This window comes from Bacillus sp. UNCCL81, assembly GCF_900112535.1.
GTDB classification, from domain to species: Bacteria; Bacillota; Bacilli; order Bacillales; family Bacillaceae_G; genus Gottfriedia; species Gottfriedia luciferensis_B.
In genome coordinates, this window is sequence record NZ_FOMF01000002.1 from 914,767 (window position 1) to 936,789 (window position 22,023).

Below are 22,023 nucleotides of genomic sequence, written 5' to 3' on the forward strand. Positions count from 1 at the left end.
CCAATTATTTTAGTTTTATATTTTTATTTAATAAGAGAGTAGCTTTTGAGCATGCTCCTTATGTTTAGCGGATCTAGTAAATGCGGTTACACCTGTTCGAGCTATTTCTTTTAGTTCGAAAGGTCTTAATAACTCAATCAAAGCCTCTACCTTATCAGAAGTACCAGTTACTTGAACGACAATCTGATCACGGCTTACATCAATAACTGAGGCTCTAAATGGTTCAATTAGACTATATATTTCATTTCTTGTAGCTGCATTTGTACTTACCTTTATTAAGGCTAGTTCTCTAGCAATAACTGATTCTTCTGTTATATCTGCTACTTTTATCACATCAATTTGCTTGTGAAGCTGTTTAATCAGTTGTTCAACCTGTTGTAAATCCTCTACATGAACGACAAACGTAATTCTTGAAATATGATCTTGTTCTGTATGTCCTACAGAAATACTTTCGATATTAAAGCGTCTTCTCGAGATCACTCCTGTAATTCGGTTAAGTACGCCACTGTTATTTAATACAGTCGATGTAATGACTCGTTTCATTATTTCACCCCTTCCATTTCATGGATTCCTTTACCAGGTGGTACCATTGGTGTAACGATTTCAGCTTGATGAACTCGACAATCAATTAAAACTGGGCCATCAAACTCAATTGCTTCTCTTAATTGACTTTCAACTAAATTTGGATCTGAGATTGTCATCCCTTTAATACCGTAAGCTTCAGCAAGTTTTGTGAAACTAGGCTGGCAGTCTAATAGAGAACTAGAGAAGCGGTCATTATAAAAGGCTGATTGCCACTGTCTTACCATTCCTAAAGCTGCGTTATTTAATATTAAAATTTTAACTTGTAGATTATGTTCCTTGATCATGCTCAATTCTTGCAATGTCATTTGGAAACCGGCATCACCTACAATCGCTACAACTAATTCATCAGGCTTTGCAAATTGTGCTCCGATTGCAGCTGGTAAACCAAATCCCATCGTTCCGAGTCCACCTGAAGTAATCCATTTATGTGGATCGTTAAAAGGATAATACTGAGCCGCCCACATTTGATGTTGACCTACATCTGTGGAAATCGTTGCTTTCCCATTTGTAATCGAATGAAGTAAAGTTAAGACAGTTTGTGGTTTAATGACTTCTCTACTTTGTTCATACTGTAAAGGAAAAGCTTCTTTACGACTTTTAAGTAGTTCTAACCATTCACTATGATTTTGTTTATCTATTTTTTGTTTTAATAGCACTTTCAGAACTTCCTTAGCACATCCAACGATTGGAATATTTGTCGGAATAACTTTGTTTATTTCGGCAGGATCGATATCGATATGTGCTACAACCGCATTTTTAGCAAAGTGTGCTAAATTACCCGTTAACCTATCATCAAATCTTGCTCCGATGTTAATTAGTAAATCACTTTCATACATTGCCATATTTGCGGTATAAGTTCCGTGCATGCCCCCCATTCCTAGGAATAACTCCTCATTTGCTGGAAATCCACCTAGACCTAAAAGCGTATTTACAACTGGGATATTGAACTTTTTGATAAATTCAGTAAACTCATCTGCTGCTTTTGCATGTAATATTCCTGCTCCAGCTAATACGACTGGTTTTTTAGCTTTTTCAATTGCTCCTATTAACTTTGTAATTTGAAGATAATTTGGTTCATAAGTCGGTTGATAACCTGGTAATTGAACTTCTACTTCTTCCTTTTTCACTCCTTTTTCAACCATCATATTTTTTGGTAGATCGATGACGACTGGACCTGGACGGCCTGTTGAAGCAATATGGAATGCTTCTTTTACGATTTGTGGAACATCTTCAACATTACGCACTTGGTAGTTATGCTTTGTAACTGGCATTGTAATTCCGATAACATCTGCTTCTTGAAAGGCATCCGTTCCGATTACATTTGTAGCAACCTGACCAGTAAAAACAACTAGTGGTAATGAGTCCATCATTGCATCTGCTAAACCAGTAACGACGTTTGTAGCACCTGGACCACTTGTTGCGATGACAACTCCTGGTCGGCCAGTTACTCGTGCATATCCTTCTGCAGCGTGGATGGCCCCTTGTTCATGCCTTGCTAGAATGTGAGGAATATCAGCATCATAAAGTGCATCATATAATGGTAATACTGCCCCTCCAGGGTAACCAAAAATCATTTCAACATTTTCATTTTTCAAAGCATCAATTAGTAAATTTGCACCTGACAATTCTTTTGACAGAGTTCTCATCGAATGATGACTCATTTCTACTTTTCCCTCCATTTTCGGATAAAATTTACCCATTTATTCGCAATAAAAAAAGCCATAACTCCACACTTCAGCAGATGCTGAAGGGGCGAAAGACTTTTCGCGGTACCACCCTTCTTCTTAGGTTAATAACCTAACTTTGGGATTTTGGCTAACCAAAATCTGGCTATAACGTGACCAACGTTCAGACTTACATTACAAATTAATTCAGCCTGACACTCAAGAGTGAGTTTCATTAATCAAGGTCATCGGTTCACACCAGCCACCGACTCTCTGAAGATCCTTTTCATAACTACTTTTCTCTTTCAATGCTTTTTCATATTTTTAATATTCCACCTGTATTAGCAGAAGTAACTAACTTTGCATATCTTGCTAAATAACCCGTTTTAACTTTTGGTTCATGTAATTTATATGATGATTTACGAGATTCTAACGTTTCGTTTGAAACTGATAATGTGATACTTCTTGATAAAAGATCGATTATGATTTCATCGCCATCTTCAATACATCCAATTGGTCCACCTTCAGCCGCTTCTGGAGAAATATGCCCGATTGCAATACCCCTTGTAGCACCTGAAAAACGACCATCTGTAATTAACGCAACTTTTGTTCCTAAACCTCTTCCGACAATTGATGAAGTTGGTGCAAGCATTTCAGGCATTCCAGGTCCACCTTTTGGACCCTCATATCGAATGACAACGACATGACCCTCTTTAACGAGACCATTGTCAATCGCTTCAACTGCTTCATCGTGTGAATTAAAACAAATTGCTTCACCAATAAAGGTTTGGATTGAAGGGTCAACACCTCCAACTTTAATAACTGCACCGTCTGGGGCTAGATTCCCATGTAAGATCGATAATCCGCCTGTTTGTGAATAAGGATTTTCTTTTTTACGAATCACTTCACTATTGGTGATTGTAGCCTCTTGCACATTCTCGAATAACGTTTTGCCAGTAATTGTAATGCGGTCACTATTGATTGCTCCAGGAATGGTAGTAAGTTCTTTAATAATTGCTGGAACACCACCTGCTAAATGAACATCATGCATTGAATAGTGCGAAGCTGGACTAATTTTAGATAAATAAGGTACTCTTCTAGCTACTTCATTTATATCCTTTAAGTCGTAATCAACACCTGCTTCATTTGCGATGGCCATTAAGTGTAAAACAGTATTTGTCGATCCCCCCATTGCCATATCTAGTGCAAATGCATCATCAATTGCCTCTTTTGTAATAATATCTCTTGGTTTTATATCGTTTTCAATGCAATCCATTAGATGAACAGCTGCATCACGGATTAATTGATGTCTGTCTTTACTAGTTGCAAGTATTGTTCCGTTATATGGTAGTGCTACACCAAGCATCTCCATAATGCAATTCATTGAATTTGCTGTAAACATTCCAGAACATGATCCACATGTAGGACATGCTGACTTTTCAATATCGAGTAATTCTTCTACACTCATTTTTCCTGATTTAAAAGCACCTACACCTTCAAATACTGAAGCAAGAGATAGAGCCTTTCCATCTTTAGATAATCCTCCTGCCATTGGTCCACCTGATACAAAAACTGCTGGTACATTTGTACGAACAGCTGCCATTAGCATTCCTGGTGTGATTTTATCGCAGTTTGGCATATAAAATACGCCATCAAACCAATGTGCATTAATAACAGTTTCGGCTGCATCGGCAATGATTTCCCTACTTGGTAAAGAATACCTCATTCCGATATGACCCATTGCAATTCCATCATCGACACCAATCGTATTAAACTCAAATGGAACGCCACCAGCATCTCGAATCGCTTGTTTTACAACATCTGCCATTTCCCTTAAATGAATATGACCTGGAACAATATCAATATATGAATTACAAATCGCTATAAATGGTTTATTAAAATCTTCCTCTTTTACGCCTGCAGCTAGTAATAAGCTACGATGAGGCGCGCGGTCGATTCCTTTTTTGATCATGTCACTTCGCACAATTTATCACCCTTGTTTTACGTAAATTTTTTCTCCATCTTCTACTACTAATTGACGAAATGCTTTTAATAATCTTTGTGTATTTGGTCCTGGTTTTCCATCACCAATCACTCGTCCATCTACCTTAGATACGCCAATTACTTCAGCCGCTGTTCCAGTTAAGAAAACTTCATCGGCAATATAAACATCATGTCTAGTGAACAATTTTTCCTCAACTTCGTAACCTAATGTGTCACCTAATTCCATAATTGCATTTCGAGTAATTCCTTCTAATGCACCAGCTGAACTCGGTGGAGTAATTAGCCTATTGCCTTTTACTAAAAAGACATTATCTCCTGAACCTTCAGCTACAAAGCCTTGATCGTTTAGCATTAGTGCTTCTTGAACACCAGCTAGTTTCGCTTCAATTTTTACTAATATGTTATTTAAGTAATTTAAAGATTTAATTTGTGGATTTAATACATCACTTCGATTTCTTCTCGTTGCTACTGTTACAATTTCCATACCATTTTCGTATAGTTCTTGTGGAAACAGTGCTAGTTGTTCAGCAATGACAACTACATTTGCTCTTGGACAAGAAGTTGGATCTAATCCAAGATTCCCTTCTCCTCTTGAGACGACGAGTCGAATATAACCACTATGTAAATTATTTCGATTTACTGTATCAACAACAATTTGTGTTAACTCTTCTAATGAATAAGGAATTGTTAATAAAATTGATTTTGCTGATTCATATAATCGAATGAGATGTTCTTTTAAGCGAAATACATTGCCATCATATACGCGAATCCCTTCGAATACTCCATCTCCATATAGATATCCATGATCATATACAGAAACTTTTGCATCTTGTTTTTGAACGAATTCACCATTTAAAAAAATCTGTTGCTCTGTCACGGTTAATCCTCCTCAAGAGTTAAAATATTTGTACTTACTTTATTCCAATCTACGAAATTAATCAACAAGTTTTTAGAAAATTTTAAATTCATAATTTATTCAAATGTCGTATAAATATTGGTATATCAACAATGAAAACCTTTACATTTTTTCAAAATAATTTTTCGACAAAATTTTACTCTTGAAAAATGTTTTTAAAAGGATTATCATATGGTTACTTTAAACAGAATTTTCTGTAAATTAAAATCGGAGGCGAGTAAAAATGGCTACTTTACAAATTAATGGGACTGTTAACGAAATCAATGAAGTGTTGAAAGTAATGAGTAATCATTTTGACATTCAGATTAAAGACGAAAAATCCGATCAGGAGTATTCAGTAGATTTCTCTTATGAAGAATGGGAAAACGATTCTTTTGTAAGTGAGGTGTTAACTGGAGCCTATAATGATTAAACATTGAAATTCTTATCGTATGATAACAAAAAGAGGGTAGCCCATTATTTAGGCAACCCTCTTTTTCTTTGTTGGTCTGAAGTAGTGCAAGTATAGGAATCCTCTGTGCTAATAAGGGCTGAATAGCTGCAAGTAAGCGGCCGACTGCGAATAAATCTTAGAGTAGTGCAAGTAAAGGATCCAGATCCATCTGAGCTAATAAGAGCTGAATAGCTGCAAATAAATCTTAGGGTAGTGCAAGTAAAGAATCCAGATCCATCTGAGCTAATAAGAGCTGAATAGCTGCAAATAAACGGCCGACTGCAAATAAATGGCGAACTGCAAATAAAATTAGAGAATCTGCAATTAAATCTAGTGAATCTGCAATTAAATTGTTAAAACCGCAATTAAAATTATCAAATCTGCAATTAAATCTTGAGAAAGTGCAATTAAAATACAAAATTACCCATACCAGTTAAGGTATTTCACCCCAAAAACTGTTCATAAATTCATACTCTTTAAAAGAAAACTAGCAATTTCCCGCTAATTCTATCTTTATCGAATAAAAAGTCGCTACAAATCTGCTTAAAAATCTTATTTTGATAGATAAGCGCTTTAAGTTCATGTGTATTACAATAAAAAAAGGACCGCTTTGATCAGTTCCCTGACCAATAAGACAGTCCAATACGTTTATTTTAGCAAACCCTCTTCTTTCAAAAACTCTCTAGCAACACTTTCGGCTGATTTTCCACCAACATTTACTTTGTAATTCATTTCTCGCATTTCATCATCCGTTATTTTATTTTTTAATTTATTTAATATATTTTTGACTTCTGGATATTTTTTAAGTGTTTCTTTCCTCAGAAGTGGTGCGCATTGATATGGTGGGAATAAATTTTTATCATCGACTAACACTTTCATGTGATAACTTTGGAGCTCACTATCGGTTGAATAAGCATCGATTATTGAGAGATCGCCCGATTGAATTGCGTCATATCTCAATTTAGGTTCCATCGTTTTTAAATTTTGGAACTTTATTCCATATAATTTTTGTAATCCTAAATATCCGTCTTCACGATCTGAAAATTCTAAAGTGAAACCTGCTTTTAATTGATTTGCTACTTTGGTTGCATCTGAAATTGTTTCGATTCCAAATTGTTTGGAAATGTGATCTGGAACAGCTAATGCATAAGTGTCATTAAATTTCATAGGTTCCAAATAGCTCAAATTATACTTTTTTGCTAAACCTTCAGCAGCTTGTTCATATACTGCATTTGCATCATTACTAATAGCCTTTTGTTTCAAAAAAGTAGATATGACCGTACCTGTATATTCTGGATAAATATCAATATCACCTTTTTTTAATGCATTAAACACAAATGTTGTTTTACCAAAATTGGGCTTAACTTCAACGTTTAGATTTGTTTCATCCTCAATCATTAATTTATACATATTCATTATTATTTCTGGCTCAGCACCTAATTTTCCAGCGATGACTAGGTCCGTTTTATTCCAAGATTTAATTGTTAATGGAGAAAATAATAATGCTAATAAAATAAAAGAAGCAGTAATTATTCTTAATGAAAAACTCTTAAAACTCCTCTTCTCTATTAATCTTAAAATAAAATCAAATATAATTGCTAAAAGTGCTGATGGTATTGCCCCTATAATGATTAAATTCATATCGTTTCGGTCGATGCCTAATAATATTAAACTACCTAAACCACCAGCTCCTATTAAAGCGGCGATTGTTGCAGTTCCAACAATGATGACCATCGCAGTGCGGATTCCCGCCATCATAACTGGTAGTGCTAATGGTAATTCAACCTTAAATAGTCTTTGTCTACCATTCATTCCTAACCCAGTTGCTGCCTCTAATAGGATTGGATCAATCTCCTTAATTCCAGTATATGTATTTCGCAAGATCGGCAATAATGCATAAACACTTAGCGCAATTACCGCTGGAATCTTTCCAATACCAACTAATGGTATTAAAATCCCTAACAGCGCCAATGAAGGTATAGTTTGAATAACTGCTGTCGTTCCAATTACAAATTCTGAGAGAACTTTCTTCCTCGTTAAGTAAATTCCAATCGGGACAGCTATTATTATTGCAATAATTAGTGCAAAAACTGAAATTTGTATATGCTCTAACAAAGCCGTTAATAATTGCTCTTTTCTATTTGCAAGAGTTGTTGTAAATGAAATGAGAATCATCTTATATTCCCTCCTTTACAACAACTTTACTACGATAATTGTCTATAAATTGTTCAACAAAAGGATTGACTGGATTATTTAGAATTTCATCCTTCGTACCAACTTGAACTAGTTCTCCATCGTGCATGATCCCGATTCGGTCTCCTAAATAAAATGCCTCGTCTAAATCATGAGTAACAAAAAGGATCGTTTTATTAATCTTAGTTTTTAATTGCTTCAGGTCCTTTTGTAATTGTAATCTAGTAATCGGATCCAATGCACTAAACGGTTCGTCCATTAATAATAGATTTGGATCCCCTGCTAAAGCCCTCGCTACACCTACCCGCTGTTGTTGACCCCCAGATAATTCTGAAACTGATCTTTTACTAAATTCCAAAGGATTTAATTTTACTAATTCTAATAATTCATGAGTGCGCTCTTTTATTTGAGCTTTGTTCCATTTTTTTAATTCTGGTACAATTGAAATATTTTCTTCAACATTCAAATGCGGAAATAGTGCAATTTGTTGAAGTACATATCCAAACTCTCTCCTCAGCTTATGTTCATCATATTCTTTAATATTTTTATCATTATAAAAAATTTCTCCGTCAGTTGGTTTAATTAATCTATTTATTAATTTAATTGTTGTTGTTTTTCCACAGCCACTTGGGCCAATTAAAACAAAACATTCACCTGTCTCAATTGAAAAAGATAAATCCTGAACTGCACATTTACCATTTGAAAACCTAAAAGAGATATCTTGAAATTGAATCATTCTAGTCCTCCCTTATAAATTGCCTATAAGTATATATATTTAGAGGACAAGTTTTCTTATGCTTTAACTGATGAAAATTAGGACAAAAGAAACTTTTTTCTTACTTTATGAAAATTATAAGAATTTTAAAGGTTTTTGTAGTAAATAGAGTTATTCTTTGATAAAATGAGAAAATCATTTTTAAATAGCAACTATGTTTTTGAGGTGAATTATTTGAATACTTTAACAAAAAAAGAAATACTGTTTATTGGATTTATGTTATTTTCTATGTTATTTGGTGCTGGTAATTTAATTTTCCCAGCATACATAGGACAAGCAGCCGGAGAGAATGTATGGGAAGCAATTATTGGATTTATTATTTCGGATGCAGGCATTGCAATTTTAGCATTTATTGCAATAGCAAAATCCGGTAATTTTGATACGCTTGTAAAAAGGGTACATCCCATATTTGCACTTCTCTTCCCAATGGCAATCTACTTGTCGATCGGACCTGGACTTGCCATTCCTCGAGCTAGTAGTCTGGCATATGAAATGGGTGTTAAACCATTTTTGTCCGAAAGTTTGTCTATTTCTCCGATAGGACTCTTAATTTATACGATTGTGTTTTTTAGTATCGTTTATTGGTTTGCTAAATCACCTTCAAAATTGGTTGACAGATTCGGTAAAATTTTAACTCCAGCTTTACTAATCTTAATTTTAATTGTTTTTATTAAAGCAATGTTTACAGACTTATCTAGTTTTAAGGATGCATCCTTAACATACAAATCTAACCCTGTCTCACAAGGAATTTTAGATGGCTATCAAACAATGGATGGCATTTGCGCATTAATCTACGGGATTGTTTTTATCAATATTTTTCAAAGATTAAATGTTACAAATAAAAAGTTACAAATTAAGTATTTAATTATTTTCGGTTTAATTTGTGCATTATTATTATCGATGACTTATTTTATAATTGGCTACTTAGGTGCTTCAGCAACGATTACTGGACAAATTGACAATGGAGCAATCGTTTTAACGACAGTCATGAATCAACTATTTGGCAATGGTGGAACAATTGTTTTAGGACTTATTTTTACACTTGCATGCTTAAGTGTTTGTATTGGTTTAATCACATCATGTTCTCAATATTTTAATAGTATTTTCCCTAAATTATCTTATAAGCAATGGGCAATCTTATTATGTTTTATAAGTGGTTTCGTAGCAAATTTAGGACTTACACAAATATTAAAAGTATCCGTTCCAATATTAGGTCTTTTATATCCAATGGCAATTGCACTAATTGTTCTAGCGCTTTTACACGATCAATTACCATTTAAAGGTAGACCTGTTTATTTATTAACAATTTTGTTCGTTGGAATTTATAGCTTAATCGAGATAATCAATTCATCATTTTTACATAACGGACTAAATGAATTATTATCGATTGTTCCAATGCAAAGTAACGGATTCGGTTGGGTAATACCTGGTTTAATCGGTTTTGTAATTGGGTGTATTTTGGAGAAGTTTATCGTCAAAGAATATACCGAAGTAAAAAACGCAGCATAATTCTTTTTAAAATATAAAGAGCGACTCATTAGTCTAAGCACTTATTGAGATTGCTCTTTTTAATTTTTAAAAATGCTTACTAAGGTTTTCTTTCACTAGCAATGATGGCTTTAATTCACTGATTCTTTTTTGTCCGGATAAAGCCATCGTTAAATCAAAATCAGCTAACATATTTTTCATGACTTGAACTACTCCATTTTTACCAGCAAGTGTTAGGCCATACATATACGGTCGTCCAATTAATACTGCATCAGCACCGATTGCTAAAGCTTTATATACATCTGATCCTCTTCTAATGCCACTATCCATTAAAATTGGTAATTTACCTTTTAATTCACTACAAATACTCTCTAATGCATCTAGAGTACTAATTGTTCCATCAACTTGTCTTCCACCATGATTCGAAACGATAATACCATCCATGCCATATTCAAGTGCAAGCATCGCATCGTCCTTATGTAAAATTCCCTTTAATAAAATAGGTAATTTAGTTTGATTTCGCAAAAATGCTAAATCTTCCCATGTTAATGCAGGATTGCCAAAGAGTCTTGTCCATAATAGAATTGCTGACTGTGGATCCTCTTCGGGTAATTTATTCAATCTTGAGCGAAATACGGGATCCTCTAAATAGTTACCAATTCCTTGCCCCTGTAAAAACGGCAAATATGCATTTTCAATATCTTTTTCTCTCCAGCCCATAATCGAGGTATCAAGTGTAATAACAATCGCTTCGTAACCATTTGCTTCAGCTCGTTTAATCATACTCGCTGCAATTTCCATATCACTACTACAATATAACTGATACCATTTAGGAGAATTTCCTAAAACAGTTGAAACCTTTTCTAAAGAGTAAGTTGATGCAGTACTAGTAATGTATGGAATATTCAATTCAGCTGCTGCTCTTGCAGCTTCAAGTTCACCTTCTGGATGTGCAATTGACTGCACACCGATTGGAGCAAATAAAATTGGTGAATGATATGTTTTGCCAAATAAATTTATACTAATATCACGCTCAGCCACATTTCGTAACATTCGCGGTACAATTTTCCACTTATCAAAAGCTAATCGATTTTCATTCATCGAGCGCTCACTACCAGCGCCCCCTGCTATATAATAAAAAGGCCCTTCCTCTAATTGATCATGTGCTAGCTTTTCTAAATCTTCAAATCTAACAGGAATCTCACTTTTTTTCCCAGCACTATAAACTTGCAATTGAATAGAATTTCCGAAATTCCTCATTCGAAACACATCCTTCAAAAAAAGTTGTAACCGTTTACATATTCTAATACCTATCAGCTAACTCCTTTAAATTTCTTAATAAATCATTCGACATTTTGAATATTTATAAGATTCCCTATCTCGTTAAGCATTTAATTTTATAGTAAATATTTTTGTTTGAATAATATTAATCTTTTATTATTGTTAAAAAAAAAACGAAATATGTTCTTAAATATCGTTATAGAGTGTACAAATAAGTAAGATACCCTTTTAAATTTTATTGGCTGATTTAAAGAATTTTAAATCGTTTAACTAATTTGATTGACTACTTATTTATATTAATTTATGAGATTAGATAAATGTAAATACATTTCGCCCTTATTACTATAAAGGTGGTGTTAGTTTGAATCACTCTGATTGGATTAAATTAAGTGTAAGACTTGCTTACGAAAACTTATTAAATAAGAATGGTGGGCCATTTGGAGCAGTTATTGTCCAAGATGGAAAAGTAATTGGTGCAGGCGTAAATGGTGTCACAACTTTAAATGATCCAACTGCACATGCAGAGGTCCAAGCAATTCGAAACGCATGTCAAAATTTAGGTACATATTTATTAAAGGATGCTGTCTTATATACTAGTTGTGAACCATGCCCAATGTGTCTAAGTGCCGTCTATTGGTCTAGAATTTCAAAAATATATTATTTTTTCACAAAAGATGATGCAGCAAAAATTGGATTTGATGATGCACATATTTATAATGAACTTTCATTGCCATATGAAGATCGAACCATCCCAAGTGAACAAATTATGATTAAAGTCAAAGATATTGAAAACCCTTTCATTGTTTGGTCAAAAGATGAAAGTCATGTACATTATTAATCTGTATAAGAAAAGGTTGCTCATTAATAAATAATGGGCAACCTTATTTTAATTTTGATTTATAAATTTTATTCTTTTAGCTCATGATCTTTTTCTGACTCTTCAATTTCCACTAAATTTAATGAATCATCTTTTTCGTTATTATTTTCTTTCCAAATTTTATACTTTTCAATATCTTTGTTTATTTGTTTAAATGTATACGCTAAAATCGTTGCATCATCTAAAAAGCCTAAGCCGACGATAAAATCTGGTATTGCGTCAATTGGGCTGACAAAATAAATTAATGCCCCGATCACTGTCAAAATTGATTTTGTGGAGATATCTCTATAACTGCCATTAATATATGATTTAAATAAATCTATAAATAAATTTACTTTTTCCCATGCTTCACCTAATGCACCTTTTTTATCTGGTGCCAGCTTAGCTGCTTTTTTCAATAAATTCGTTGATTTTTCTTTATTTCCTAAATAGGAAGAAGCTTTCTTTAAATACTTTTTAAAAAACTTATTTTCATTTAACTCAGACATTATTTCTCCTCCCTTTTTTATAGTTTAACAAATATGAAAACAAGATGAAAGTAAGAAAAACCACTAATCAATTGATTAGTGGTTTCACGCCTTTCTGCTTTTAATGTGAAAGGCTTGTGTAGTTGGAATTACTTATTATATAACTCTTCTACTTGCTTTTGTAAATCCTTGTTCTCTAAGAACTCATCATAAGTACATTCTTTGTCAACTAAACCGTTTGGTGTCACTTCAATGATACGGTTTGCAATTGTTTGAATGAACTGATGGTCATGAGATGTAAATAATGCAGTACCCTTGAAAGCAATTAGACCATTATTTAATGCCGTAATTGACTCTAAGTCTAAGTGGTTAGTAGGATCATCTAATACTAATACGTTTGCTCCACTTAACATCATTTTTGAAAGCATACAGCGAACTTTTTCTCCCCCAGAAAGAACAGAAGCTTTTTTCATTACTTCCTCTCCTGAGAATAGCATACGTCCTAAGAAACCACGTAGGAAGCTTTCAGACTCATCTTGTGGAGAGAACTGACGTAACCATTCGATTAAGTTCATATCACTTTTTTCAAAGAACTCAGAGTTATCTTTAGGGAAAAATGCTTGAGAAGTTGTTACACCCCATTTAAATGAACCAGTATCTGGCTCCATTTCACCCATTAAAATTTTAAATAAAGTTGAAATTGCAACGTCATTTTTACCAACAAACGCAATTTTATCACCTTTGTTTACAGTAAAACGTACGTTATCTAATACTTTTTCACCATCGATTGTTTTTGAAATTCCATCTACAGTTAATAAATCATTTCCAACTTCTCTCTCTGGCGTAAATCCAACGAATGGATAACGACGAGAAGATGGTCTAATATCATCAAGTGTAATTTTATCTAAAAGTTTTTTACGTGAAGTAGCTTGTTTTGCTTTTGAAGCATTTGAGCTAAATCGAGCAATAAATCCTTGTAGTTCTTTAATTTTCTCTTCTTTTTTCTTATTAGCATCAGACATTAATCTTTGAGCTAATTGACTTGATTCATACCAGAAATCATAGTTACCAACATAAAGTTGAATCTTACCAAAATCTAAATCAGCCATATGCGTACATACTTGATTTAAGAAGTGACGGTCATGTGATACAACGATAACTGTGTTTTCAAAGTTAATTAAGAAGTTTTCTAACCATTGAACAGCTTTAAGATCTAAGTTATTCGTTGGCTCATCTAGTAAAAGAATATCTGGTTGACCAAATAATGCTTGAGCAAGTAAAATTTTTACCTTCTCACCAGCTTGTAATTCAGCCATTTTTTTATAATGTAAGTCTTCTGTAATGCCAAGACCTTTTAATAAAATCGCAGCTTCTGATTCTGCTTCCCAACCATTTAACTCTGCAAATTCACCTTCAAGTTCTGCAGCTTTCATGCCATCTTCTTCAGTGAAATCTTCTTTACTGTAGATTGCATCTTTTTCTTTCATTACTTCATAAAGACGAGTATGACCCATAATTACTGTTTGAAGAACTTCAAACTCTTCATATTCAAACTGGTTTTGTTTTAATACTGCAAGACGCTCACCTGGCGTTACAATAACATCACCTGTTGACGGCTCAATCTCACCAGATAAAATTTTAATAAAAGTAGATTTACCCGCACCATTAGCACCAATTAAACCGTAACAGTTACCTGGTGTAAACTTTATATTAACATCATCAAATAATTTTCTGTCCGCAAAACGCAAACTAACATTAGAAACTGTAATCATTTTAATTATATTCCTCCAACTCTTTTGCTCTACTCTTTACAATACCATATTTTAAAAGGAAATTAAATTTTTTCTAAAAGAAATTCATAAACAAACACCAAATTTTGTAAAAAAATAGCTTAATTTAGTTTTTCATTTCCTTTTTAAAGGCAATATATGAGTATATAGTTGTGAACCCAACTAAAAATATAATCAATGGAATGACAATAATTCCTTTATTACTCACTGGTATAAAATAAAGCAATAAGAAACATAAACCAACGATCATAAATAATCTACCGCTCACACGATGTGTTTTTTTCCAAACATTTTCATTACTTAATGTCCATGGTGTACGGACGCCAATAAAATAATTCGAACGAACATGAGGCATATAATTTCCAAGAAACATAAACAAAAGGCCAATAAAGAGAAAACTCATTGAGCCGATATGAACGTTATAACCTAATCCGTAGAATAAAACACTCATATTAATTAAAAAGAAAATAAATAAAATCCCTGTTGCCATAAAGTACAAGCTTTTTTGGAATAACTTATAATTTTCTTTTCTTGGATCGATCTTTGGAGTTACAATTGGTAATAAATAAACGAAAAGCATGATCGCATGGAGCTCGATAAATGTTTGCATTTTTGAATCGTAATTATTAATTTGACCTGAAAAATCCCAGTGAACTGGTAGTTGACTTGGTAAATTATGAAAGTTAATAATCCATAATACTAGTGAACAAATAAATAGTAAAATTGCAATGATGTGCTTTTTCAAAATAGGTCACCTCTCAATTATTTTCTTTAAAACTATATGCCCAACTAATAATTTCTTGGAAAACTGTCATATTTAAAGAATAAATAATAAATTGCCCCTTCTTCTCATCTTGAATTAACTGAGCTGACTTTAATATTTTAAGATGCTGCGAAATACTAGGTTTTGACATATCGAATTGTTCAGAGATTTCTCCCGCAGTTAAATCCTTCTCTTTTAATAAATCTAAAATTTTTCTTCGAGTTGGATCCGATAATGCTTTAAATAATTCGTTCACATTTTACACCTCTAAGATTTAGTATTTAGTTAATTAACTAAATACTAAAATCTATTTGTCAAATTGTCAATTATGCTAAAATTAAAATAGATTATTTTAAGTTTTTATTTCACTTCTATATAATTTAAATTAAACAACAAATTTAGGAAATTAAAAGATTAGAGGTATGATCATGGCAAATAAATTATATTTTGAACACCCTTCATTAAAAAAATGGTTTACTAAAATTACAGAAATTAAAGAAGTTGATTCTTTGTTTCATATCAAACTTGAGGATTCTGCATTTTATCCTGAAGGTGGTGGGCAGCCATCTGATTTCGGTACAATTAATGGAATTGAAATTGTTGATTTAATAGAAGAAAATGAAGAAGTCATCCATGTCCTAAATGCAAGACCGGATACAATAGAAGCAACATGTGAAATAAATTGGGATCGAAGAATTGATCATATGCAGCATCATAGCGGCCAACATTTACTTTCAGCAACAATTATTGAACTATTTGATGTACCTACTGTAAGTTTTCATTTAGGAAAAGAGACAGTTACGATTGATTTAGATACACCTTCTCTTTCTGCTGAACAATTAAATCAAATTGAAAGAGCTGTATATGAAAAGATACTTGCAAATATTGAAATTATTACATATTTCGTAAATAAAGAAGAACTAAATGCACTTCAACTACGCAAATTACCAAAAGTTGAAGACAACATACGAATTGTTGAGATTTTACATACAGATTTATCCGCATGTTGTGGTACTCATGTAAAACAAACGGGTGAAATCGGATTAATTAAATTAATTAAAACTGAAAAAGTAAGACAAACTACTAGACTTCATTTTAAATGTGGCTATAGAGCACTAGAAGAAGTTCAAAAGACTAGTAAAACTTTATCAAATATTAATCAATTATTTAATACACATACTGACCAAGTTAAGGATAAAGTCGAAACGACGATGAATGAATTAAAAGAAGCACAAAAAGAAATCGACAAAATGAAAGAAACGATCTATAACTCAATCTCAAATGAGTTACTATCAAAAGCAACGAATGATATCATTATTAAAACATTTGAAGAAGAATCAGTAAAAGACTTACAGTTACTTGCAAAATCAATCCAATCAAAAAAACCTTCATTACTTGTTTTTTCAAGTGTAAAAGAGCAAAAATTATTGCTTATTAATCAACTAAAAAATGATATACATTGTGGAGAATTAATTAAAAATTTACTAAAACGAGTTGATGGAAAAGGAGGCGGCGGTGCCGGGCAAGCACAAGTCACATTTGAAACTTCAATCCAATTACACGAAGCTGAAAATATTCTAAAAAGTATTCTTCTTAGTCAGGTAAATTGTTAATTCTTTAAAAAACTATTTTCAAAAAAAAAAGATTGTTAAATTAGACAATCATTCTAAAAAGAACAACGGCGGACTGCTCAAGTCCACAGTTGTTCTTTTCTTGTTATGTATTTATTTCGATCTATTCAACCGAATACTTATAGAATATTTTATCAACCTTCATTACTGGAAATTTTTCAGGTAAATCTGTCACTTCTACACTTTTAAAACCATTTTTCTCATAAAATCTATGAGCTGCTAAAAATTGGGGAGTTGTTCCAAGATAAATTGCTTTTATTGACTTTTCTTTCGCCCATTTAATAGCATTATTTAATAAAAGACTTGCAGTTTTATATTTTGCACCTCTGTATTCTTTGTCTACAAACATCTTTCTTAACGCAACTTCTTGATTCCCTATGTCTAAAAGACTAATTGTACCAACTACTTTATCCCCATAAAGAGCCACCCAAAAGTTGCCGTTTCCGTTTTGGTAAAATTCTTCAATTGTAAACAAATCAGGCTGGTCATCTTTGGTGATTTTAATATTGTATTCTTGCTGCTGAATAGCAAGAATTAAATCTACTACTTCAGCTTGGTATTCATTAGAGTATTCTTTCAAAATAGGACTGTTGTTCATGTTTTTACACCGCCTTTTAGATATTAAGACATTACTATTTTTAATTTAACCACTTCTCTATACTATAACTCTTTATTCAATATAGAGATTGGGATGTCCTTTTTTCATATTTAACTAAATTGATAAATTGTTCAAATTAAAAAAGCCGCAATTATGCAACTTGTGATGTTTAACTATCGTATACTTTAGTTCTATAAGATTTAATTGTTTTCCAATCCTCATTTTTCACATTGCGGGTTAACTTAGCACTCTCCTCTGCTTCGTCGATTGAATCATAATCTGTATCTCAAATGAATACGAGATGCGATAATGTAGAGAATATATGAGAAAACGATATGACGAGGTGTTGTTATGGATCACAAAGTTCTGCCAAGAAAGGAATGGCTTGAATCGAGGAAAGAACTTTTACAGAAAGAAAAAGATTTCACCAAGTTAAGAGATGAACTTACACAGCAGAGACGAGATTTGCCGTGGGAAGTTGTTAGCAAGTCATATATATTTGACGGTCCGAACGGTACGGTATCATTAGCAGACCTATTTAATGGAAAAAGTCAGTTGATTGTCTACCATTTCATGTTCAGTCCAACTTGGGATCAAGGGTGCAAACATTGTTCTTTTTGGGCTGACCACTACAGCGGAATGATTCCACACTTAAATCACCGAGATGTCAGCTTTGTTTGTATTTCCCGTGGACCATTAGAAAAGTTGGAGAAATTTAAAAAACGTATGGGTTGGACATTTCCATGGTATTCATCAGGGCACACGGATTTTAATTATGATTTTCAAGCATCTTTTTTAGAAGACGAAGTAGAGAATAAATTAGCATATTATAACTATACTATGCACGATCCAATGAGTTCTGACAGAGAAGGAGTGAGTGTTTTTTATAAAGATGATGAAGGAAATATATTTCATACTTACTCCACTTACGCTCGTGGCATTGACATGATGAATAATACATACCAGTTTCTCGACTTGGTCCCGAAAGGAAGGCAGGACGATCGTGGACTTCGTCATAGCGATCAATATGTTCCAAAAGTATAATTTTTTCATATTAAAAGGACTGCAAAAATGAATTGCAGTCCTTTCTGTTATAGAACTAACTCAATGCTTTAGTTGAATAAGGAATTTAAATTTTATGTATCAGTAGAAACAGCATCCCATTCTTCTTCCATGTAATTCACAAGCCAATTAAATGTATAATGTCTTTCATAAATGACACCTTCATTAAAGTTTGATGGGATTTGTGATCCATTTAATTGAGCGTCTCTAACTGCCCAAAGACTTCTATATGTGAAATCCAAGATAAAAAGAGTCGATCATTATCGACTCCTGAATTTGCACAATTTTCACATGCGTTAACCAACCTTGAATCAATAATTTACCGCTCCATCCGAGTGAACTATTACTAAAGGATTATCAGAATCGCTTTCTAAAGTGAGAACACATTCTTTTCCAAGTACCCTTGATATTTTTTTCATAAATTCGAAAACTACCTTTACATCAGTCTCATTTTTAATTTCTTTTGGATCTAAATCAAACTCAATTTCAGTAAGTGAAAAGAAATAGCAATTAAACAAAATACCATTAATTTTGATAGTCATCATAATACTGTGATTCTCTTTTTCTTTAAATAACATATAAACAGTTGTATTTTCATATTCAGATATCTGTCCATCTATATATAAAGTAATATTCCAGTGAGAACGATGGATTAATTCATATAATTTCTGCCATTCATCTAAACCTACATTAAACACATACATATCCCTAAGACTACCATCTACAAAAAATATCTCATTTAAAACTTTATTGTTAATGTTTTGCACCATTAGTCCATTCTCCATATAAGAATAATTTATAATCCCTACGTAACGAACGTATTCATTTAAGCTCTACTAGCTGACCAACTGTTATACATTCCCTGATATTTTTTCGAATAAAGTGACATAAGTTCAGTTTGGTAATTTATTAATCCTAAAGCTTCCTTTTTCGTGATATTAATTTTAATGAATTCATTCTCCGTAGTATCTACCATAACTTCAAAACCTGTTTGTTTTATCTCCTCAATACACTCTTGTGAACGGTTTATAGGAATCATTAATTTATGAGTTATATAACAAGTATTATCTTCAAATAAATTTATTTCAGATTCCCTGATTTTTTTTCTGTTTAGATTTAGTCTTTTCTCACTTTCATCAGGTGTTTCATAAATATTAAACAACCCATTTCCAAACATTCGGTCAATTTGGATCCTATTATAATCTAAAATCCAAGATTTGAAATTTTTATAAATAGGTATTAAGCTACTTTTTTCTATACCATATACATCGCATCCTCTATCGTCATACATATGAAACAACGTCTCTTTTGTCAAATTTAATAGATAACAAGAACCATTAATCATTGGTTTTTTTGCGAAATCTTTATTACCTATTAATTGGATAAGATAGGCTATGCGAATATCATCTTTTTTAACTCTTAAACTATTCTGTTTTGTTTCCATTGCTACATCTTCTTCATCAAATTCAAATGGTAAAGTTTCGCATTTCAATCCATATATTTGCTTTTTACACCTCATCAAACGCTTTATGTTAGGGATAACAATTCGTTTGGAATTGCGTAGTCTATTAATATTAAGAATTAGTAGTAATTCATCATCCTTATCTATCATGGAATTTAGAATAGTAATTGCTCTTCGATTCATTTCATCAAAGTATTGCTTACCTTCTAATTGTATAAGACCTAATTCAATACGGATCCAAAAACTAGATCCCTTTATTAATTGACTCCATAGGCTCATTATGATCTCCTTTTATTTAAGCTATCTAGTAATTTCATTTTATGTATGATAGCTCTATTTTATATTTTCTAATTTTAATATACTTACATTTTGTAAAATAAAAAAGACTACTAAAGTAGCCTATTTTTGTACAAAAGCAATGTTAGTTTTTAAAAAGAGAATGTATATCTGAGAAATTAGTCAAATTTTCTAAGATCGTTTGTTAATTTAACTCCTTGATTATAAAGCCCTAATTTACTTTGAAGTTGATTAGGTAGTATACAAGTAATTTTGTTTATATCCACTAAAGTTATTTCTTTTTGATTTGTACGTCCTGAAACTTCTTCACCAATCATTGCTAAGTCAAAGGGTGAATGACTATATATTAATTCTGTAATTGTTGTAAACATCTTATCTATATCATTTAACCAAAGATTAGATTCCTTTATTAGTGGGTAGTTACAATTAAAAATCTCTTCGAATATAACTAGAGGTATACTTATATCGATCCAATCAGACTCCCCTTCAATTCTTATAATACTAATCAAACAAGGATAAATATTGCTCTTTGAGTCTGTAACTGTTCCATAAAATTGATCTACACTTGCATCTTCTTCAAGATTTATAGGGAGCGAAATAGTTTCATAATAATTTTGGAAATCTTTTCTTTCTTTCCACATACCATTGAAATTATCGCATTTATACAATGCTACAAGAGCTTTATTCAATTTTTTATTATCTCCATAGGGATTATATTCAATTGACAGTTCATAGTATCCGCCAAACCATAATTCTTCATTATTGAAATCATTATAATTCATAAAATTATCCCTCTTTTTTTATCTTGGGGTTCATTTATAGAAGTTAGATAGAGTTTTGTTCAAAAGTATCTGATTATAAAAATAGAATCTATTTTGTTTAGTTTCTATTTTTTCATTGTACTTAAAACAGGTTGTGCACCTTTTTCGGAAATTATTGTTACAAGAAGACTAGTAACCATATCGGCTTTTTGACTGTCTGTTGCAGTCAATAATCCTTTTTCTTCAAGCATTTTCAAAGCATCTTCTACCATACCAACAGCACCTTCTACAATTTCTCTTTTAGCTTGAACAACTGCTTTTGCTTGTTGTCTTTGTAACATACTACTTGCTATCTCAGGTGCGTAAGCAAGATGGCTTAATCTAGCTTCTTGAACTTTAACTCCGCTTTTTTGAAGTCTTTCCTGTAACTCAATTTGTAATTCTTCTGCAATCTCTTCTGCATTCCCTCTTAAAGAAAATTCTTCTTTATTTGTCGTGTCGTAAGCATATTTCGTTGCAATATGACGAATTGCTGTTTCACTTTGAATCATGACAAATTTTTGATAATCTGCAACATCAAACAATGCTCTTTCAACATCAACTACACTGTATACTACAACTGCAGCAATCTCGATGGGATTCCCGTCGATGTCATTTACTTTCAATACATCGCTATTGAAATTAACAGCTTTTAAGTTCACTTTGGATTTACTTGTAAATGGAATTGTGCAATAGAAGCCATCTTCATAGATTGTCCCTAAATATTTCCCCATAAATACCATAGCAACTGCTACGTTAGGTTGATTTATGACAAATCCAGACGAAATCAAACAGACGAATAGAAATGAAGCGATCATGAAAAATGCATGACCACTAGCTAAAGAAATAAATCCACCAAGTATTAATAATCCTATTATGAATGCCAACGCGATGTAACCGTTAATTCGAAATGCTTCTTTTTTCATATTTTTCCCCT

At 32.4% G+C, this 22,023-nt stretch carries 23 protein-coding genes and 1 other annotated feature; of the genes, 5 read left to right on the forward strand and 18 right to left on the reverse strand.

Features of this window, described 5'->3' with window-relative positions; genetic code table 11:
• Positions 1-27 precede the first annotated feature (27 nt).
• The 4 genes from ilvN to ilvE form a co-directional block, all read right to left on the reverse strand.
• Entirely contained in the window at positions 28-543 is a 516-nt protein-coding gene (gene ilvN / locus BM319_RS04505; protein WP_025671139.1) for an acetolactate synthase small subunit, read from the reverse strand.
• A complete protein-coding gene (ilvB, locus tag BM319_RS04510; protein WP_254664547.1) occupies positions 543-2,231 on the reverse strand; it encodes an acetolactate synthase large subunit in 1,689 nt (562 codons plus the stop codon). The genes ilvN and ilvB overlap by 1 nt, the downstream gene beginning before the upstream one ends.
• A gap of 99 nt (positions 2,232-2,330) precedes the next feature.
• Positions 2,331-2,567: a binding site (T-box leader), on the reverse strand.
• Positions 2,566-4,233, reverse strand: a complete 1,668-nt coding sequence (gene ilvD, locus BM319_RS04515; RefSeq protein WP_069032490.1) for a dihydroxy-acid dehydratase — start codon at positions 4,231-4,233, stop codon at positions 2,566-2,568. (Overlaps the previous feature by 2 nt.)
• A 6-nt stretch (positions 4,234-4,239) precedes the next feature.
• Positions 4,240-5,130, reverse strand: a complete 891-nt coding sequence (gene ilvE / locus BM319_RS04520) for a branched-chain-amino-acid transaminase (RefSeq protein WP_091021407.1) — start codon at positions 5,128-5,130, stop codon at positions 4,240-4,242.
• A 262-nt stretch (positions 5,131-5,392) separates the two neighbouring features.
• On the opposite strand from ilvE, the gene BM319_RS04525 reads away from it, so the two are divergent.
• Complete coding sequence (locus BM319_RS04525; RefSeq protein WP_069032488.1) at positions 5,393-5,581, forward strand: hypothetical protein; 189 nt, start codon at positions 5,393-5,395, stop codon at positions 5,579-5,581.
• A 226-nt stretch (positions 5,582-5,807) separates the two neighbouring features.
• Here the strand turns inward: BM319_RS04525 and BM319_RS24320 are convergent, their stop codons facing one another.
• The 3 genes from BM319_RS24320 to BM319_RS04535 all read right to left on the reverse strand — a co-directional run bounded on the left by BM319_RS24320 (position 5,808) and on the right by BM319_RS04535 (position 8,531).
• Positions 5,808-6,020, reverse strand: coding sequence for a hypothetical protein (locus BM319_RS24320; protein ID WP_139226484.1), 213 nt, complete (start codon positions 6,018-6,020; stop codon positions 5,808-5,810).
• Positions 6,021-6,250: 230 nt separating this feature from the next.
• The gene (locus BM319_RS04530) at positions 6,251-7,777 is read right to left on the reverse strand and encodes an ABC transporter permease/substrate-binding protein (protein ID WP_091021408.1); all 1,527 of its coding nucleotides are present in this window, start codon (positions 7,775-7,777) and stop codon (positions 6,251-6,253) included.
• A gap of 1 nt (position 7,778) precedes the next feature.
• A complete protein-coding gene (locus BM319_RS04535) occupies positions 7,779-8,531 on the reverse strand; it encodes an ABC transporter ATP-binding protein (protein WP_091021409.1) in 753 nt (250 codons plus the stop codon).
• 213 nt (positions 8,532-8,744) lie between these two features.
• Between BM319_RS04535 and brnQ the strand changes: the two genes are divergently transcribed.
• On the forward strand, positions 8,745-10,079 hold the full coding sequence (brnQ, locus tag BM319_RS04540) for a branched-chain amino acid transport system II carrier protein (RefSeq protein WP_069032485.1): 1,335 nt from the start codon (positions 8,745-8,747) through the stop codon (positions 10,077-10,079).
• 66 nt (positions 10,080-10,145) lie between these two features.
• On the opposite strand, the gene BM319_RS04545 is transcribed toward brnQ, so the two are convergent.
• Positions 10,146-11,318: an alpha-hydroxy-acid oxidizing protein gene (locus tag BM319_RS04545; RefSeq protein ID WP_091021410.1), complete on the reverse strand. Its 1,173-nt coding sequence runs from the start codon at positions 11,316-11,318 to the stop codon at positions 10,146-10,148.
• Between the two features lie 382 nt (positions 11,319-11,700).
• On the opposite strand from BM319_RS04545, the gene BM319_RS04550 reads away from it, so the two are divergent.
• The gene (locus BM319_RS04550; RefSeq protein WP_069032483.1) at positions 11,701-12,177 is read left to right on the forward strand and encodes a nucleoside deaminase; all 477 of its coding nucleotides are present in this window, start codon (positions 11,701-11,703) and stop codon (positions 12,175-12,177) included.
• Positions 12,178-12,245: 68 nt separating this feature from the next.
• Here the strand turns inward: BM319_RS04550 and BM319_RS04555 are convergent, their stop codons facing one another.
• The 4 genes from BM319_RS04555 to BM319_RS04570 form a co-directional block, all read right to left on the reverse strand.
• Positions 12,246-12,704 carry a YkvA family protein gene (locus tag BM319_RS04555; protein ID WP_069032482.1) on the reverse strand — a complete coding sequence of 153 codons (459 nt, stop codon included), beginning with the start codon at positions 12,702-12,704 and terminating at the stop codon, positions 12,246-12,248.
• Positions 12,705-12,832: 128 nt separating this feature from the next.
• A complete protein-coding gene (locus tag BM319_RS04560; protein WP_091021411.1) occupies positions 12,833-14,455 on the reverse strand; it encodes an ABC-F family ATP-binding cassette domain-containing protein in 1,623 nt (540 codons plus the stop codon).
• A 124-nt stretch (positions 14,456-14,579) separates the two neighbouring features.
• Positions 14,580-15,218: an SdpI family protein gene (locus BM319_RS04565; RefSeq protein WP_091021412.1), complete on the reverse strand. Its 639-nt coding sequence runs from the start codon at positions 15,216-15,218 to the stop codon at positions 14,580-14,582.
• A 13-nt stretch (positions 15,219-15,231) separates the two neighbouring features.
• Complete coding sequence (locus BM319_RS04570) at positions 15,232-15,492, reverse strand: autorepressor SdpR family transcription factor (protein ID WP_069032479.1); 261 nt, start codon at positions 15,490-15,492, stop codon at positions 15,232-15,234.
• Between the two features lie 172 nt (positions 15,493-15,664).
• Here BM319_RS04570 and BM319_RS04575 point away from each other — a divergent pair, with 172 nt between their 5' ends.
• Complete coding sequence (locus BM319_RS04575) at positions 15,665-16,849, forward strand: alanyl-tRNA editing protein (RefSeq protein WP_175495552.1); 1,185 nt, start codon at positions 15,665-15,667, stop codon at positions 16,847-16,849.
• Between the two features lie 121 nt (positions 16,850-16,970).
• Here the strand turns inward: BM319_RS04575 and BM319_RS04580 are convergent, their stop codons facing one another.
• Positions 16,971-17,465, reverse strand: coding sequence for a GNAT family N-acetyltransferase (locus BM319_RS04580; protein WP_069032477.1), 495 nt, complete (start codon positions 17,463-17,465; stop codon positions 16,971-16,973).
• A 351-nt stretch (positions 17,466-17,816) separates the two neighbouring features.
• Between BM319_RS04580 and BM319_RS04585 the strand changes: the two genes are divergently transcribed.
• Positions 17,817-18,509 (forward strand): DUF899 domain-containing protein, encoded by a 693-nt coding sequence (locus tag BM319_RS04585; RefSeq protein ID WP_091021414.1) that lies wholly within the window; start codon positions 17,817-17,819, stop codon positions 18,507-18,509.
• 92 nt (positions 18,510-18,601) lie between these two features.
• Here BM319_RS04585 and BM319_RS04590 read toward each other — a convergent pair whose 3' ends face one another.
• The 5 genes from BM319_RS04590 to BM319_RS04610 form a co-directional block, all read right to left on the reverse strand.
• On the reverse strand, positions 18,602-18,769 hold the full coding sequence (locus BM319_RS04590; RefSeq protein ID WP_175495553.1) for a DUF4272 domain-containing protein: 168 nt from the start codon (positions 18,767-18,769) through the stop codon (positions 18,602-18,604).
• A 69-nt stretch (positions 18,770-18,838) separates the two neighbouring features.
• Positions 18,839-19,297, reverse strand: coding sequence for a hypothetical protein (locus tag BM319_RS04595; protein WP_091021416.1), 459 nt, complete (start codon positions 19,295-19,297; stop codon positions 18,839-18,841).
• Between the two features lie 56 nt (positions 19,298-19,353).
• Positions 19,354-20,268 carry a DUF3885 domain-containing protein gene (locus BM319_RS04600; protein WP_091021417.1) on the reverse strand — a complete coding sequence of 305 codons (915 nt, stop codon included), beginning with the start codon at positions 20,266-20,268 and terminating at the stop codon, positions 19,354-19,356.
• A 176-nt stretch (positions 20,269-20,444) separates the two neighbouring features.
• Complete coding sequence (locus BM319_RS04605) at positions 20,445-21,068, reverse strand: hypothetical protein (protein WP_091021418.1); 624 nt, start codon at positions 21,066-21,068, stop codon at positions 20,445-20,447.
• 104 nt (positions 21,069-21,172) lie between these two features.
• The gene (locus BM319_RS04610) at positions 21,173-22,012 is read right to left on the reverse strand and encodes an SPFH domain-containing protein (protein WP_091021419.1); all 840 of its coding nucleotides are present in this window, start codon (positions 22,010-22,012) and stop codon (positions 21,173-21,175) included.
• Positions 22,013-22,023 lie beyond the last annotated feature (11 nt).

What these genes read in the sequence shown, in the direction of transcription:
- ilvN (WP_025671139.1), bottom strand. Translation starts at nt 543, where the DNA reads ATGAAACGAGTCATTACATCGACTGTATTAAATAACAGTGGCGTACTT.
- ilvB (WP_254664547.1), bottom strand. Translation starts at nt 2,231, where the DNA reads ATGAGAACTCTGTCAAAAGAATTGTCAGGTGCAAATTTACTAATTGAT.
- BM319_RS04525 (WP_069032488.1), top strand. Translation starts at nt 5,393, where the DNA reads ATGGCTACTTTACAAATTAATGGGACTGTTAACGAAATCAATGAAGTG.
- BM319_RS04530 (WP_091021408.1), bottom strand. Translation starts at nt 7,777, where the DNA reads ATGATTCTCATTTCATTTACAACAACTCTTGCAAATAGAAAAGAGCAA.
- BM319_RS04535 (WP_091021409.1), bottom strand. Translation starts at nt 8,531, where the DNA reads ATGATTCAATTTCAAGATATCTCTTTTAGGTTTTCAAATGGTAAATGT.
- BM319_RS04545 (WP_091021410.1), bottom strand. Translation starts at nt 11,318, where the DNA reads ATGAGGAATTTCGGAAATTCTATTCAATTGCAAGTTTATAGTGCTGGG.
- BM319_RS04555 (WP_069032482.1), bottom strand. Translation starts at nt 12,704, where the DNA reads ATGTCTGAGTTAAATGAAAATAAGTTTTTTAAAAAGTATTTAAAGAAA.
- BM319_RS04560 (WP_091021411.1), bottom strand. Translation starts at nt 14,455, where the DNA reads ATGATTACAGTTTCTAATGTTAGTTTGCGTTTTGCGGACAGAAAATTA.
- BM319_RS04575 (WP_175495552.1), top strand. Translation starts at nt 15,665, where the DNA reads ATGGCAAATAAATTATATTTTGAACACCCTTCATTAAAAAAATGGTTT.
- BM319_RS04580 (WP_069032477.1), bottom strand. Translation starts at nt 17,465, where the DNA reads ATGAACAACAGTCCTATTTTGAAAGAATACTCTAATGAATACCAAGCT.
- BM319_RS04585 (WP_091021414.1), top strand. Translation starts at nt 17,817, where the DNA reads ATGGATCACAAAGTTCTGCCAAGAAAGGAATGGCTTGAATCGAGGAAA.
- BM319_RS04595 (WP_091021416.1), bottom strand. Translation starts at nt 19,297, where the DNA reads ATGGTGCAAAACATTAACAATAAAGTTTTAAATGAGATATTTTTTGTA.
- BM319_RS04600 (WP_091021417.1), bottom strand. Translation starts at nt 20,268, where the DNA reads ATGAGCCTATGGAGTCAATTAATAAAGGGATCTAGTTTTTGGATCCGT.
- BM319_RS04605 (WP_091021418.1), bottom strand. Translation starts at nt 21,068, where the DNA reads ATGAATTATAATGATTTCAATAATGAAGAATTATGGTTTGGCGGATAC.
- BM319_RS04610 (WP_091021419.1), bottom strand. Translation starts at nt 22,012, where the DNA reads ATGAAAAAAGAAGCATTTCGAATTAACGGTTACATCGCGTTGGCATTC.